This window comes from Sphingobium sp. TomTYG73, assembly GCF_055394245.1.
The window spans coordinates 192,600-208,565 of record NZ_AP027340.1; the positions used below are offsets into that span (position 1 = coordinate 192,600).

At 66.0% G+C, this 15,966-nt stretch carries 7 protein-coding genes; 2 read left to right on the forward strand and 5 right to left on the reverse strand.

Going from position 1 to position 15,966, the window contains the following annotated elements:
- The 5 genes from ACZ5TH_RS13830 to ACZ5TH_RS13850 form a co-directional block, all read right to left on the reverse strand.
- Positions 1-5,784 (reverse strand): beta strand repeat-containing protein, encoded by a 5,784-nt coding sequence (locus ACZ5TH_RS13830; protein WP_464795573.1) that lies wholly within the window; start codon positions 5,782-5,784, stop codon positions 1-3.
- On the reverse strand, positions 5,784-7,541 hold the full coding sequence (locus ACZ5TH_RS13835; protein ID WP_464795574.1) for a ShlB/FhaC/HecB family hemolysin secretion/activation protein: 1,758 nt from the start codon (positions 7,539-7,541) through the stop codon (positions 5,784-5,786). The genes ACZ5TH_RS13830 and ACZ5TH_RS13835 overlap by 1 nt, the downstream gene beginning before the upstream one ends.
- Positions 7,542-7,685: 144 nt before the next feature.
- Positions 7,686-8,402, reverse strand: a complete 717-nt coding sequence (locus tag ACZ5TH_RS13840) for a hypothetical protein (protein WP_464795575.1) — start codon at positions 8,400-8,402, stop codon at positions 7,686-7,688.
- Complete coding sequence (locus ACZ5TH_RS13845; RefSeq protein ID WP_464795576.1) at positions 8,389-10,431, reverse strand: CHASE2 domain-containing protein; 2,043 nt, start codon at positions 10,429-10,431, stop codon at positions 8,389-8,391. Before ACZ5TH_RS13845 ends, ACZ5TH_RS13840 begins: the two co-directional genes overlap by 14 nt.
- Positions 10,432-10,436: 5 nt before the next feature.
- Positions 10,437-13,523, reverse strand: coding sequence for a CHAT domain-containing protein (locus tag ACZ5TH_RS13850; RefSeq protein WP_464795577.1), 3,087 nt, complete (start codon positions 13,521-13,523; stop codon positions 10,437-10,439).
- Between the two features lie 408 nt (positions 13,524-13,931).
- On the opposite strand from ACZ5TH_RS13850, the gene ACZ5TH_RS13855 reads away from it, so the two are divergent.
- Both ACZ5TH_RS13855 and ACZ5TH_RS13860 read left to right on the forward strand, forming a co-directional pair.
- A complete protein-coding gene (locus tag ACZ5TH_RS13855; RefSeq protein ID WP_464795578.1) occupies positions 13,932-14,249 on the forward strand; it encodes a helix-turn-helix domain-containing protein in 318 nt (105 codons plus the stop codon).
- Complete coding sequence (locus tag ACZ5TH_RS13860; RefSeq protein WP_464795579.1) at positions 14,239-15,945, forward strand: SulP family inorganic anion transporter; 1,707 nt, start codon at positions 14,239-14,241, stop codon at positions 15,943-15,945. The genes ACZ5TH_RS13855 and ACZ5TH_RS13860 overlap by 11 nt, the downstream gene beginning before the upstream one ends.
- The last annotated feature ends 21 nt before the right edge of the window (positions 15,946-15,966 follow it).

Sequence of the window (15,966 nt, forward strand, 5' to 3'; positions counted from 1 at the left end):
TTATTGCGCATCGCAGGCCGGCTCCCCCGGTCCGCCGCATGGCGCTTCCCACAGATCCTCGTTGCCCGCGCCGGTCACCGGCTCGTCGATCAGCGGAGGGAAGCCCTCCGTCACGACATCCCGCAACGCGATGAACGCCGTCGGGAAGATGCGCGACACCGCCACCGTGGGATCGAGCAGGCCGTCGAACGTGTCCCTGCTGTCGAAGCTCAACGCGGTGCACGATCCGAAGATGAAGCAGCCGTTGATCTTCGATCCCGCAGCATAATGTCCATCCATCGCCACCAACGGGATCGTGTCGAGCCCGGTCGCAAAGCCGCCGCCAGCCAGCGCCAGCCGGCCGTTGATCGCAATTTGCGGCCGCCCGTTCCCACTGCTGATGATCAGGCTGTTGGCCGTAAAGCCGCGCCGGTCGGCAAAGCTGGTCGACAGCCCGCTATTCTGGATGAAGATACCGTCGGTCGCGGCCAGACGGATCGTCCCCGCCTGCAACATCCCGGCGTCCAGCGCCAGCCCATCATTCTGCGCCAGCCGCAAATCCCGCGCCGTCAGCGAATCCGCCGCCCGCACATCGGCAATCGCCTCCGCCGTAGCGACATAGATGGACGGCGCGTCAAGCGTCAGCACACCGCCCAGTCCGCCATTGCCGTCACTGATCGCGACGGACCCAAGCCCCGCGATTACCTCCAGCGCGTCTCCGGCCGTCAGCGTCAGCCCACCATCGCCCGTCCGCCCGGTCATCGCCACGGCGCCCTGCACGCGCAACAGCCCGGCTGCGCCGATGCTCATCACTCCGTCGCCCGGAAGCACATTGGTCCCGATCGTCAGGTCGCGCACGGCCACATCCCCCGCGCCCGCGATCGCAATGCCGCCTGCCGATACACGGCCCAGCTCCGCCGCCGACAGGCTGTAGCCCACCGTCGCATCGCCACCGCCAATGAACGCCTGCGCACCCGAGGCATCGAAGCGCAACAGTCCCACCGCGCTCACTTGCCCATTGGCTAAAATCGCGATGTCGCCAGAACCGATCGTCACCGCCTGGCCGCTGACCCGGCCGTTCACTGCCACCAGCCCTGCGGCATTCAACAGCACATCGCCACTCGCCACGGCATTGGCGATCGTCATCCCACCGCTCGACCCCAGGCTGATATTCCGCCCCAGCGCATTGATCGCACCCTGCGCCAGCAGGTCGTTCACCACCAGATCACCGGCTCCCGCATCCAACGCCGCAGCTCCACCCGAAGCCAGAGCCTGCGCGCTGATCCCCGATCCGTTCATCGTCAGCAATCCCGCCGAACGCAGCGATGCGCCCGACGCGCTGATGCCGCCCGGCGTGTCGAGGGCGATGCTGGCCGCCGACAGGCTGTCCGTGCCTGCCGCCCGTCCGGCATGGCTGAACGTGATGCTCGTGCCCGAATAGCCGGTCAGCGCGCCCGTCACCGCCAGCGCGCCGCCGCCGTTGAAGGCAAAGGACAGCGGCCCTTCCGTCAGGAAATCGGCCGCGCCACCCACCTGCACCACATTGCCCGACGCGGCAAAGCTGATGCCGGTGAAGCCCGGCACCACCTTGCCCGCCGCATGCAATGTCATCGGCCCGGCCACGCGCAGGCCGCCGCCTGCCGCACTGCTGCTGTCGGTAAAGCTGATCCGGCCGCCCGCATCGCCATTGGCGGTCATGGACAGCGAAACCAGTTGCCGCTGCACACCCGCGCCCAGCGCGATGCCGCCGCCGTTGGTGAGGGAAGCCGTCCCGCCACTCGTCAGGCCGTCGATCCCGCCCGTGCCAGCCAGTCCCGCCGCGCCGTCAGCGACGATGGAAAGCGGCCCCAGCAAGAAATCGCCATCGCTCGCTTCGAAGGAGGCGACACCGCCCGCCCCCGTTCCGCCGTTGCCGCCCGCGCCATCGGCCAGCGCCGGGTCGCTCGCAACGCCGCCATTGGCGCCCGCGCCGCCCTGACCAACCGCCGTGATGCTGTAGGCGGGCAGCGTCGAAAAGCTGTTGCTTATACGCAATTTTCCGCCGTCGATCCGCAATGTGGCCGACCCGCCCGCCGCATTGCCGCCCGAACCGCCTGCCCCACCGGCAAGCCCATCGATCCCGGCCGAACCCGCACCGCCGGTCGCATTGCCGCTCAACATCAGTTCCGCGCCAGTGACCGCGCTCGCCCCGGCATCCACCGCGAACAGCGCAGTCCCGCCCTGTGCGTCACCGCCATCCGCGCCCGCAAGGCCCAGCCCGCTCTGGAACGCGCCAACGCCGCCCGCGCCGCCAAACGCTTCGGCCAGCACGCCGATGTCGCCCGCGTCGAGAGAGGTTGATCCCCCGGTCAGCCCCAGCGTCGCCGTGCCGCCAAAGGCATCGCCGCCCCGGCCCGCCGCTCCGTTGACCGCCGTGCCGCCAGCACCGCCAAAGCCGGAAGCCGACACGCGCAACTCGCCACTGACGCTGGTCGCGCCAAAACCGATGTTGAGCGCCGCGATGCCGCCAGTGCCCGTGCCGCCCGCGCCACTGCTGGCGCTATCCGCGCCCGCGCTGCCGATACCGTCGGCGCTGACGATCAGGCTGGCAAAGCCGGGATCGACGTCGATCAGCATGTCCGCCGTGCCACCCGTCCCGGCGCCACCCGCACCGCCCTGACCGGGGCCAAAGGCATAGATCGGGTCGCCGGTCGCCTCATCGAAACTATCGATATAGCCGTTGATACCCGCCAATCCGCCTTCGCCAGTCGCCGACACGCTCAACGCGCCGATCGCATGGCCTTCGCTCAGATAAGCGACGCGCGCCGTTCCGCCCGTGCCATCGCCTGCCGCGCCGCCCGCCGCATCACTGCTGTTATTGCCGCCGCCGCCACCGAGGCCAGCCGCCGACACCAGCAGCGACGGCGCTGTCAGCGCCCCGCTCGCCAGAGTCAGTTCCGCCGTGCCGCCAGTGCCATTGCCGCCAGCGCCCGCCGTAAACAGGCCGCCGGGCGAACCCGATCCGGCTTCACCACCGGCACCGCCATGGCCCTGTGCCCGGATGCCCAGCTCTCCGGTCACGACGATCTGGCCGGTGCCGCCCGCGCCCATCAGCAACCGGGCCGTGCCGCCGATGCCCGCGCCGCCGTCCGCGCCATTGGGTCCGTTAGAGGAATAGAAGGAATAATAGGGGTCGGGGCCGCCGCCCGCGCCGTTGGCCTCAACCAAAATGCTGCCCGCATTCAGCACGCCGCCGCGCGATTCCAATATCGCCGTGCCTCCAGTGCCCGTACCGGCCAGGCTGGTCACTTCATCGCTGGCATTCGCCGCGACCGCTTCGCCGCCGATGCCGCCCGCGCCCAATTCCAGATTGGCGATGTTGGCGGTGCCGCCGGTCATCAGGAACTGGACCGATCCGCCCTGCCCGCTACCCGCCTGAAACGGCGTGACGCCGTCACCGCATGACGGGCAGTTGATGGAGGAAGACCCGCCCTGTCCATTGGCGCCCGCATAAAGGCTAGCCGCGTCGAAACTGCCGCCCGCGACCAGGAAATTCACCGAGCCGCCAGTGCCGTTCCCGCCATCGCCCTCGTTAAAGGCCGAACCTCCCGAACTGAACGCAGAGCCACCGAAACTCGACTCGGCCATCAAGCCGAACGATCCTTCCGTCGAAGCACCGTCAGCCGAAGCATAGAGGGTGCCGAAAAGCATCACCGCGTTTCCTGCTGCACCGGCCCGGCTCTCCACCGCTATGCTGCCGCCCAACCCATCGCCGCCTCGGCCCGCAACGCCGTCAAAAGATGCCGTTTCCCCGCCCACGCCTTTCGCGTGCAGATACAGACTGCCATCCGCCACAAAGCTCGCGTCGGTCGCGTGGATCAGGATCGACCCACCCGTGCCATTCGCCCCGTTCGCGCCATAGCCGCCCCGGCCATCGGCGATGACGTTGCAATAAAAGGTGCAATCGGCCCCGAAACTGCCGCGCAGCCCGTTTGCGGCACTTGCCGACAGGGTAATGCTGCCCCCCGTGCCGGTCCCCGCCACCCCGCTGGCATCGCCGCCGGTCGCGCTGGCATATATGTCGAAATAGCCGGTCGTGATGCCGCCACCCGCCGCAGAGACGTCGATCGTCCCGCCTGTCGCGTTACCGCCTGTGGCGGGCGGGGAGGAATAGCTATATTCGACCCCGGCGGTCGCACTCAACGTCATGGTGCCAAAATCGATCGCCCCCGCCAGCGGCCCGCTCGGTCCTGCGGCGGTTCGTGCCGATACGGTGATGGCGCCGCCCGTCGCATTGCCTGCACTGTCGCTGCCGGCCCCCGCCGTCGCGTTGGCATAAGCGGACAGGCTAGCCGCGCTGATCGAACCGCCTGCCGCGATGACGTTGATCGCACCACCCGTGGCGTCGCCTCCAGCCAGTACCGGAAAGTTAATGCCTCCCAAGCCATAGGCGTTGGCATCCAGCTGCATCGCCCCGGTGACGTCGATCTGCCCATTGCCCGCTGGCAAGGCGCTGCCACCAAAGGTCAGGACGTCGATCGTCCCGCCCGTGCCGCCAAACCCGGCGGTCAGGTGCATGTCGCCGCCAACGCTGATGCTGCCGCCCTGATCGGCGCGCACGGTGATCGCCTCACCCGCCTTCAGGTCCATGGTGCCCGTTGCCCCTATGGCTCCCGCAGTTCCCGATTGCAGCGTGATCGCCCGCTCCGCCGTCAGGTTGAGGTTCGCGAAGTTCGCGGCAGCGCTTGGCTGAATGGCGATATTGCCGGTCGCCTGCCCCGTAACATCCGGTTGCCAGGTCCCGCCGCCGATGCTGATGCTCGCCTCGCCCGCGCCCGTCATATTGCGCGGCCCGATTACCCCGCCCGCTACGTCATAGCCAGCCGACAGCACTACCGCGCTGTCCGACTGCACCGCGCTTGCCGCTGCGTCATAGCCGACATTGCCCGACAAGAGCATGGTCAACGCCTGATTCTTCGGCATCGCAACCATGAAGACATGTTGCGCATCGGTGACCGTCGCGCCCGGCCGCTCCGTGCTGCCCGTATGCACCACGCCATTGGCGTCGGTCGTGCCCGCGCTGATGCTGATGTCGAACAGGCCACCGTTGATCCTGATATCCGCAGCCTCCGCACCGACATAGGCAGCCGCGCCATTGACGGTCACCGTGCCGCCCTGCACCACGCGCGGCGCTACCAGCGCGACATAGCTGCCGCTCGATAGCGCGTTGATCTGCGCGCCCGGTTTCACTTCGACCGATGTCAGGACGTTGGTGGGACCGCGAAAACGGATCTCGCCCCCGCTCCCGTAGAGCCCGCCGGTCGTGTCGATGTCATTGCTGGTCAGCACCAGCGACCCGACATTGAACAAGGCATTAGGACCAGCCACGATCCCGCCCGGCGCGTAGAACCACACTTTGCCGCCCGTGCTGCCGTTGATCTGACTCTGCACAGTGCCGTTCAGTTCGATCACTCGCGAAACCGACACCCCGCTGCCATTGACGGGCAGGATTCGGTTCAAGACGGTGAAGTCACTGAAACCACTGAAGACGACAGTGTTATTCTGGGGCAGGAAGTCGATCGGGCCAGTGCCGCTCGTATCGTCAGGCGTCCAGTCGATGATCGCCTCAGACGAATTCAACGAGATGGTGTCGGTCCCGGCGGACGATCCTTGCGAAACAAAGGCATCGCCTGATTGTACCGAATAGCTGCCCTGAAAAGCCTTGTTGACCTGCGCCACGCCAGCGCCGCAGCCAACCGCGAGCGCAACGGCGCTGGAGCGGCCCAACAGGGTCAAAAGCCAGGATTTGCTACGCTTTGCCGACATTAACGCCTCCACGGCAGAATTCGAGTGCTAAGCGACAACAGCAACCGCGTGTCTCCCCGCTCCGTCTGCAACCCCGCGCGCCGCAGCGGCGTTGCCAGCGTCACATCAATCCGCGCATGATTGGACCAGGTCGCCCGCACCCCGCCACCGGCCGAATAGAGCTTTTGCGGATCAAGCCCGGCAAAGACGCTGCTTTGGTGCCACATCCATGCCGCGTCGAAGAAAAGGAAAGGCTGCACCGCGATCGCGCCCGGCCCCTTCGGGGTGATCCGCCCGTAGCGGACCTCCGCCCCGAACCCGACGCCGCTGTCACCCGTCAGCGTGCCCGGATCATAGCCGCGCCCGACCGTATAATTGCCCGCGCTCATCTGTTCATAGGACAGCAGCGGGTCCGGGCTATATTGCGCGCGGGGCGACAGCGCGAAAGTCAGCTTCGGGGTGGGGCGATATTCCGCCTGCACCCCTGCCCTCACCAGAAAAGCGGAGGCATCTCCGTCCAACTGCCCCGTCGGAATGCAGGCCGCCTGATTACCGCAAGGCTCACTCGCCCCCAATCCGGCGAGTCCGTGACGTAGTTCCAGATTGCCACCGATCCGCCATTTGGGTTCGATCGCCGAATAGCCGGTCGTACTGCCCAGGCTGTCGGCATCGATCGCCTCTCCCTCCAGCCGAAGAAACAGCACGCGCAGCCGGTCACGCGACAAGGGCAGAGAGCCGATGCGAAGGTCCTGATCGACCACGTCCAGCCCGCCGCTCGCCAACAGCGTGTGCACCTGTCGCCGCACCAGGGGATAGGACAGTGCGGCCGAAGCGATCATCGTTTTGGACGACAGGTCCAGCCCGTCGATATCCGGCTTGCTCCAGGCATAGGTGAAGTCGCCCGACAGCCGCAGCCCGTCGCTCCCCAGCGCCATGCTGTGTCCGACCTGCAACACCGTCTGCTCGCTCGGTTGCACGGTGTTGAAGATGCTGAGGACCGTGCTGTCCCCCATCCCGGTCAGGTCGTTGAAGCGCACCCGCGCGAGGCCGCCGAAGCGGCCCACCGCGTTGCTGCCAAGGTTCTGGACATTGACGTCCATCTCCACCCGGCGACGCACCACCTGCACTTCGCCGATGACCTCGCCGGGCGCCGTCCCGGCGGGCCGCAGCGCCAGCCGCACGTCATAGCCCGGTAGGTCGCGTGCCAACAGCAGGTGCCGCTCCGCCTCATGCACATTGAACAGCGGTTGCCCCTTGAGCGCTTCCATATGCGCGGCAATCAGCCGTTCGCTCCGGCCCGCATCGCCCCGCACCTCGATAGCGACCAGCCGCGCCATCAATATGTCGAAACGGACGGTGCCGCCTTTCTCGATCCGCTGCGACGGGACCTGCACCGCCGCCAGATAGCCCAGCTGCCGAAGCGCCGTCGCGGCCCGGTCGCGGACTTCGCACAGGCTGGCGATCGGCACGTCGCGCCCCGCCAGATCGCCCCAGCTGTCCTTCAGGACTGCTGCGTCCACGCCGCGAAGGCCGTCAAACTGCACATCGGCAAAATTCACGGTGACATTGGCAAAGCGCGGATCGGCCAGGGGGCAGGGCGCGCGCTCCACACCGCCTTCGACGGTCAGACGGCTTCCTTCGCCCGCGACGTCGGCGGCCTGCTGCCCCGGGGACAGTTCCTCCCGCGTCGGCGCGCGCGGCGCGACCTGCGCCATTGCGGGCATTGGCACCATGGCAGTCAGTGCCAGCGCCATCCGCCATTGCGCACGCCCCGTCATGCGGGATGTTGCTGCCCCCTGAAACCCCATAGCCGTCTCATTCCCCCAAAGTGCGACGGGAGCGGCCATATGGCCTGTCGTCCCTGTCGCTGCGACCGTCCGGGTGAAGGCGCTCTGCCCGCCGCCCGTCGGCTTATCAAGTCCCTAGCGTGCCGCCGTATCGATCAACAGATCAAGCTGCGCCTGGCATCCATTCGCGATCAGCGCTGATGCCGTGCTGTCGATCCCGCCAGCGGGTGCCCCCAGCAGTGCGAAGCGAATGTCGGCGGAACGCCCATCGGCATCCATCCGATAGGTTGCGCCATCTTTGACGGGGAGCGCTGCGGGCCATGCCGCCATCGCCTCCCCAGCGGCGAAGCTGGCCGTACCCTGCGCGCCACCGCCGCTGATGCGGACGGTTGCCGATTTTTTGGCATCGGCACGCCACAGGCGCACGGCGGCGGGATCGGACACGCATAGCGGCCCCGGCTGCGCAACATCGACCAACCACAGATTGGGCCGCTTCGCCACCGCTGACGCGTCCCCCAATGCGCCGCGCACGGCCCCGGTGCGCGCCCGGCGAACCCTTTTCGTATCGAGCAGCGCCGCCATGGTCACATTGGAAGCAGGCACTGTCGCCGCCGCCGTCACGTTGAAACGGCCCGGTCCACGCAGCGTTCGCGTGCCCTTCGCATCGAGCAACGTCACAACGTCCCCCGCCTTGAGCAGCAGTGCCCCGCCATCCGCGAGCTTCTTGCCCGGCGCATAGCTGCCCGCCGAGGGTCCCGAAGACCGCACCACCAGGCTGTCGGCCCATGCAGGCGTCCCAGCGCCCACGGCCACCGCCATCCCGAGCGCCACCGCCCCCTTAGCCCAGACCATAAGTTCCTCCGTCCCCAATATATTCATAGCGATACACCAGATTGGCGAGAGCCGCATCATCCGGATGCTCCTGCGCCACTGCCTTGAGATCGGCCAGCCCTGTCGCCCGCTTCTCCGCATCTTCGGTGTCGAAGGCGGCAAGCGCGGCGCTCAGTCGAGCGCGATCGGCGGTCACGAAATCCGGCGCTGGCTCAAACAGGTCGACGGGCGTCGACCGACCGCGAAGGCGGACCCGGCCCATTGGTCGCCACCAGTCGAGGCCCGACCGCTCCATTGCTTCTCGCGAAACCAGCACCGACGTTTCCAGCGCCTTGTTCGCCGCTTCAAGCCGCGCCGCCGTATTCATGCTGTCGCCCAGAGCCGTATATTGGATGCGCCCTTCGCCGCCGAAATTCCCGACGATCGCATCACCATGGTGCAGCCCCACTCGCGTTCGACCGATCGGCGGGACGCCGGGCGGCAGATCTTGCCGGAACGCCTCCCCCGCCTGCCACATGGCATAAGCCGCAAGTGCGGCCTTGCGCCCGTCATCCTCTCGCGCGATCGGCGCGCCCCAGAATGCGACGACCGCATCGCCGACGAATTTGTCGATGGTCCCGCCATGGGCGAGGACGACGTCGCTCAACATGTCGAGGTAACGGTTCAGCAACTGCGCGACCATTTCCGGCGCGATCGCGTGGCTCAGTTTGGTGAAGCCTTCCAGATCGGTGAAGAGGGTGAAGATGGGTCGCTTTTCGCCATGCAGCGCCAGCTTCTCTGGCTCGGCCAATATCTGCGCGGCGATGTCGCGGGGAAGATATTTTCCCAGCGCCGCCTGCGCAAAGCGGCGCTGCTGCGAATTCACCGCCCGCGCCGCCGCGCTGACGGCCGCAAAGGTGACGACCCAGCCCAGCGCCCACCCGGCGGCAGGCAGCCCCTTGGTGTCCCAGCCGCTCGCCTGCAACCAAAGCGGCAAGCCCGCTATGGCCACGGCTTGAAGTCCAAGTGCGGGCACCAGCCAGAACCAACGCAAATCCGCGAGGCTAGTGAGCGCTGCGGCCAGTATGATCAGCGCCGCCGCGATCCACATTACCCAGCCTGGCACCGCAGGCAACAGAGCGCGATCGAGCAGTTGCGCAAGCATCGTGGCATGCACTTCCAGCCCGATCATCGTGGACTTCGCCTGCCGTCCGGACAGCGATGTCTCGAACTGATCGATATCGACGATGTCGCCGCCGATCAGCACATGCCGGCCCCGCACCATCGGCGCGAGAGCAGCGGCCATGGAGGGATCGGCGAGCAAGTCGATCTGAAGGCTTGGGATCACCGGTTCTTCCGATCCGTCCGCCTGGGCGTTCGGCATGCGAAAACGGATAGCGCCGCCATAATGCGCAAAGGGTGCCGACGGGTGCATCGCCAGCGACAGCAGCGGTGGCTGGCCCGGCACTGGCTTTGGCCAGCTGCGCGCGACATTGTCGGAATCCGTTTCCAACCGGATGCTCGCGGGCCTGACCCTGGAGGTCCGCGCCTCAGCGATGAACCGGTCCAGATATTGCTGCTGTTCGAAGATGATCTGTTCGCGGTTATCGCCGAAATTGGCATAGCCGAGCCAGACCGGCGTGCGCATCGCATGCAGCGCCGACAATAGCTGCGCGTCTTCATCCTGCGGCTGATCGAACAATATATCGATGCCGATGGAGGTTGCGCCCATCGCGTCCAGATTGCGCAGCGCCCGCGCCAAAAGACCGCGGTCCAGTGGTGAGCGTTTGCGCGTGGCGATCAATGTCTGATCGTCATAGACGACCATCAGGATGCGCTTGTCCTGCTCGACACGGGGCGCGAAAGTGGCCGCGCGCCAATCATACAGGCCACGCTCCGCGTCGGCGGTCGGCATCTCCCGCTCTGAACCGGCGGCGCCCAATGGCTTGGTCCAGTTCCACCCCGCGACGAACAACGCCAGCAGCAATAACAGCGCCGTCCCGGCAAGCCGCCATCGCCCCGCGTCCTGCATCACGCGCGCGCCCCGGCGCAACAGGCCTTGCGCCGCCATCGGGATCAGCGCCGGGCGATCAACGGACGGGCGCCATCGCCTATGACGGCAAAGCCGGACCAGTAGAAGGGATGCGAAGTGTCCGCGTCGTCCATCAGCTGAATCTGGGCCAGACGCAGCGCCTCAGCCACTGGTTGGTCGGGAGCAGCCGCGAACAGCCCGGCCATCAGTCTTTCGGTCGCGCGATATTCTTCGGGAGCGGGCCAATGGCTCGCGATGATGGAACGACCGCCCGCACCGATGAAGGCGCGCACCAGTCCGTCAAGCGCTCCGCCGCTGCCGGAAAGCCCGGCCGCGCGGGTCGTTTCGGCCCCCGCCGCCCCTGCCGTGTCGCAGGCCGACAATATGACAAGGTCCGCATCCAGCCGCAGATCGAAGATTTCGCCAAATTGCAGCAGGCCATCCGACCCGGATTTTGGCGCAAAACTGGTCAGCAAGGCCGGACGGGCCGGGCATCCCGCGCGCGGCGGCGTGACAAGGCCGTGGGTAGCGAAATGCAGGATACGGAAATGGTTGAGGTCATTGCGCGCCTTGACCGCCTCATCGGTGAAGGCCGCGCCGGTGACGAGTTCGCTGCCCGATGTTCCAACCGCCTGCGCCGCCTGACGCAACTCGGCCGCCGGAATGGGGTGGTTCCATTGGGCAGGCGACCAGCTGCAATCGTCAGCCTGACCGGGCAGCGCGCCACGCGTCAGCGCGGCCAGCCTTGGCCCGGCGATCGGCGCATTGTCGCCAAAGCCGATATAGCTTTGCGGTGCGCCCGAGGGCGGCGTCAGCCGGGCGTCGCGGAAAGCGCGGGCCGACAAGGCGGTGCTCACCGCATGATCGCGGCCGAGCCAGTCGACGCCACGAAAGTCGAACTCGTCGCCGCCCTTCTCCAGCCGTGCGACATAGGCATCGACGCCAGGTTGACTGGCGACCAGCAGATTGACCGGCAGTTGCAGCATCGCGCCGTCCGGCTCGAAGATCAGATGCCGCGCGCTCTTCAGCCGCGCATCGATCGGGCCGAACAGGTCGAGATAGAGGCTGCGTGCCACCGGCAGGTCGAGCGCATAGGTGGATTGCACACCCGCGACATCGGTCGAAATCGTATCGCGCAACGCCGCGACCTTGCGCGCCACCTCGCCAGCGCTGACAGGCAAGCGGAAGCCTGTTGCCCCCTGCCCGTCTATCCACAGGGCGTAGAGGGCATCGCCAAGCTGCGCGAGCTTGTAATAGCCCTCCCCCACCTTCAACGTTCCGCGCATTTCGCCAAGGGTCAGCGCCTGCGGGCTGACGGCGCGATATTGGGGATAGGCGGCCAGTGCCGTCAGCGTCGCGGCCTGATCGGTCGCCAGCGCGTCGATCTCCGCCTGCCGCCGCGCGATCTCATCCTGGGTCGCGCTGTCGCCCTTGCCCGCTTCACGCAATTGGGCGAGGGCGATGCGGCCACGCTCTATATCGCGAGAGAGAGATGTCGACTGGCGGAAAAGACGCGCGGCCTCTCCGTCGCCCGCCGACAATTCGCGGCTCAGCAATTCCAGCGTCTCGGCCGCACCGGGACGCACCAGCAATTGCGACGCTTCGAACAGGTCCGCCGCAAGCTCCGGGCGCCGGGGCATTTCGGACGTGAGCAGCGTGAAATAGGGCTGCAACTGGTTCGCCATCGCCGTCAGCGTGCCACGATTGGCCACAGTGGACGTCATGATCGCGCGATAGGTCTTCAACGCCTCATCAGTCCGCCCGCGCCGCACGAGGAACGCGCCCAAACGAGCACGCGCGCCGTTGAGGGCCATCGTTTCGGGATATTGCGCGGCGATCAGCCTGACGGCCTGATTGAGCCGCGCCTCGGCACCGCCATAATCCTGCTCCGCTTCGTGCGTCAGCGCGATCTCACCCAGCAGTTGCGCGCGCAGCCGGGTGATCGAGGTCACACGGCCATCGCGCACCCGCTGCACGTCGTTGAGCGCCTGGGTGAGCACGGTGCGCGCCTCCCGAGGCTTGCCCGACAGGCGCAAGATGGTGCCGCGCAATTGCTGTGCTTGCGCATCGAGTATGGCCGCCCGCTCGCCGGGTGTGAGCGCCGTATCCTGCCGCACGCCCAGTGCCCGCGTTTCAGGCGCGCCACTGCTCAATTCCGCCGCCACGTCGCTCGGCAAGGTCACTGCGCCATCAGTGCCAGCGGCCAGCGCCGTCCCACCTTCCACCGGCTGGTCGAGCAAGGCGAGCGCGCCTTGAAGATCGCGCTGATTGAGGTGATGCACCGCTTCGAAATTACGGCGCAGGCGGAGCTGGACAGCGTCGGCCGTCGGCACGGCGCGAGCCTGGGCAAAAGCGGCATCGGCCTGATCGAACAGGCCAAGGTTGGACAATTGCAAACCGTGGTTCACAAGATATTCGTGTCGTCGGTTGGCCCGTTCGGCAGGGCTTAAGGCTTGCGTATCCGGATCACGGGCGAGGCGGTCGGTCAGGCTGTCGAAAAATTCGGCGGCCTCGGCATAGTTACCCGAGGCGTTACGGCGATAGCCCTCCGCCATCACGGTCTGCGGATCGAGGGTCGCCGCCTGCATCCGGGCAAAGGCCGCCGCATTGCTGCCGCCGGTCGTGACGATGTCGATCTTGCCTGGCACGGTGCGGCCCAAAGCGACGGTGCGGAGGCCAAGGTCCAGGACCGTATCATAGGGCGCGAAGCCCTGCGTCACATAAAGCGTCTTGCCCCGTTCGACGGACAGGATGCGGTAAGCGCCCGCTTCGCTGGAGCAATTGCGGACTGTTACCGCACCAATATCGGGCAAGGTCATGCCGCCCGGCGCGCTGCAGTTCACGGAAGATCGGCGCGATGCTGACAGTCTTTCAAGCAGCGCCGCTTCGCTATCGGCCCCGCTCCGCCGGAGCGCATAGATACGGCCTACCGGACGCGCGGCGTCACGGCATACGACGGCCCAGGCGCGATCGAACATGGTGCGGCTTGCCGGGTCGCCGTTGACGCTCTGCGCCTGACAGAGCGCTCCGCCGCCACTGCCGATGCGAAAGCTGTCCTGCAACAGCGGCCGGTCAAGCTCCGACTGCGCGGCCAGCGCAGATGACAGGCCCAAAGCGCCCAGCCCGGCCAAGATCCGACAGAAATTCCCTATAGCGCTCAAGGCTATCCCCCCAGCCTCGCCGGATCTGTCCGTGCAAGCCCCCTGTGGCGCGATCCAGCGCGCTCTTCATAGCGCCGCCCCAGCTTGCCGCAAGGTAAAAGAGGGCTGTCGCGCCGATCCGATGCGGCGATTAAACCAGCATTTCGTTGGATGTCGGGCTTCGGGTTGCTCATCCTCCCGAACGAGAAACTGATGCGGACAAAAATGGTGCGTAAGGACGATAGTCGTCCGGACTGTCAAATTTTGACCTTATTGCGGCGGAGGCCTGCTCTCGCCAGTCCGCCAAATCCGATAGATGACATCTAGATTTGACCTATCGCATTGCATATATACATTCAAAGAATGTAATTTGATGTTTTATACATCATATGAGGACCAATGATCACTTCTCAGCAAATGCGGGCGGCGCGAGCGTTGCTCGGAATCGATCAGCGCCAACTCGCCGCTTTGGCGAGCGTGTCCCTGCCGACGATCCAGCGCATGGAAGCCTCCGACGGACAGGTGCGAAGCGTCGTTGATACCTTGGTCAAGGTGATCAGCGCGCTCGAAGCGGCAGGGATCGAGATCATCGGCGAAAATGCTCAGAGCAACGGCGCAGGACGTGGGGTCCGCCTCAAGGAAACAGCCGCGGGCCGCCAACCCAGGCGCGTGCCCTCTTTGCTGTTCGATCAGACGGCTGAAGACGATGGATCGTAACGCACGGCTTGTCGCCTTCACGCCGAAGCTGATCACCGTCTTGCGCGAGGGCTATTCGGCCGACCGCATGCGGCGCGATTGCATTGCCGGGCTCACGGTCGCGATTGTAGCCCTCCCCCTTGCCATGGCGCTGGCGATCGCGAGTGGGGCCTCGCCTGATAAGGGGCTCATTACAGCCGTTATAGCCGGCTTCCTGATTTCTGCGCTCGGCGGATCGCGGGTTCAGGTCGGTGGGCCGACAGGCGCCTTTGTCGTCGTGGTTTTCGGCGTCATCGCACAGCATGGCTATGACGGACTGCTCTTGGCCACGCTGATGGCTGGGCTGATGCTGATCATTGCTGGATATTCGGGTCTGGGCAGTCTCGTCCGCTTCATTCCCCAACCCGTCGTCATCGGATTCACCGCAGGCATCGCCGTCATTATCGCGTCGAGCCAGGTCAAGGATTTTCTCGGCCTGCGGATAGACGGCGGTGTCCCTGCCGATTTCATCCCCAAATGGCAGGCCTATTTCTCTGCGCTGGGCAGCATCCAGATATTGAGCTTAGCGATCGGCGCCGGATCGTTGGCGCTGATCATCGCACTGCGCAAATGGGCGCCACGGGCGCCGGGATTCCTGATCGCGGTCATATTGGCAGCAGCGTCGGCGGCGCTGCTCCAGTTGCCGGTGGAAACGATCGGATCGCGCTTTCCAAACCTGCCTACCGGAATTCCTGTACCCGCCTTGCCAGATTTCTCTCTTGCCAAGCTTCAGGCGGTCGTCCCCTCTGCATTCACGATCGCGTTTCTGGCGGGAATCGAGGCACTTCTGTCTGCGGTCGTGGCCGATGGCATGATCGGATCAAGGCATCGATCCAATCAGGAGCTTGTCGGCCAGGGCGTCGCCAACATCGCATCCGCATTGTTCGGTGGCCTGCCAGCGACGGGCGCCATCGCCCGCACGGCGACCAACATCAAGGCGGGCGCCATCACGCCCATCGCGGGCATGATGCATGCGCTGTTCCTGTTGCTGTTCATTCTGTTCGCCTCGGATCTCATGGCCTTCGTGCCGCTGGCAGCACTCGCGGCCATCCTGTTCATGGTCGCCTGGGGCATGAGCGAACATCATCGCTTCATCCAGCTGCTTAAAATGCCCAATGGCGACCGGGGCCTGTTGCTGCTGACCTTCGGTCTCACTGTGCTGGTCGATCTCACCGTGGCGATCGGCGTAGGGGTGACACTGGCTTCGCTGCTGTTCATGATGCGCATGAGTCGCACGGTGGAGATTGCGAACGACAGCGGCAATGGAACGCCGCCACCCGAAGAAAGGGAGGACATCCACCAGCGCGATGCCCTTCCGCCGGGTGTCGAGGTGTTCCGTGTCGATGGCCCGGTCTTCTTTGGCGTCGCGAATGAATTGCTCGATACGCTGCGGCGGGTCGGCCCCACGCCGAAGGTCATCATCCTTCGACTGCGGCAGGTGCCCCTGCTTGATGCGAGCGGCGTGACGGCGATCGAGGAAATCGTCCGGCAAGCAGCCTCCGCCGGGACGCAGATCATCGTTTCAGGCGTTCAGGCACAACCCATGGCGATGCTCAAGCGGGTATCGCTGGGACCGGCGGATCGGCGCGTCATCTTCAGCGATGATTTTCCCGACGCCCTCCGCCTCGCAAGGGCAATCATTCTCGCACCAACTTCCGCAGCCCAGCGGCTCAACTAACCACCAGATCCGGGGATTTGA

Excerpts from the sequence above, each read along its gene's own strand:
- ACZ5TH_RS13830 (WP_464795573.1), bottom strand. The coding sequence starts at position 5,784 with ATGTCGGCAAAGCGTAGCAAATCCTGGCTTTTGACCCTGTTGGGCCGC.
- ACZ5TH_RS13840 (WP_464795575.1), bottom strand. The coding sequence starts at position 8,402 with ATGGTCTGGGCTAAGGGGGCGGTGGCGCTCGGGATGGCGGTGGCCGTG.
- ACZ5TH_RS13845 (WP_464795576.1), bottom strand. The coding sequence starts at position 10,431 with ATGGCGGCGCAAGGCCTGTTGCGCCGGGGCGCGCGCGTGATGCAGGAC.
- ACZ5TH_RS13860 (WP_464795579.1), top strand. The coding sequence starts at position 14,239 with ATGGATCGTAACGCACGGCTTGTCGCCTTCACGCCGAAGCTGATCACC.
- ACZ5TH_RS13855 (WP_464795578.1), top strand. The coding sequence starts at position 13,932 with ATGATCACTTCTCAGCAAATGCGGGCGGCGCGAGCGTTGCTCGGAATC.
- ACZ5TH_RS13835 (WP_464795574.1), bottom strand. The coding sequence starts at position 7,541 with ATGACGGGGCGTGCGCAATGGCGGATGGCGCTGGCACTGACTGCCATG.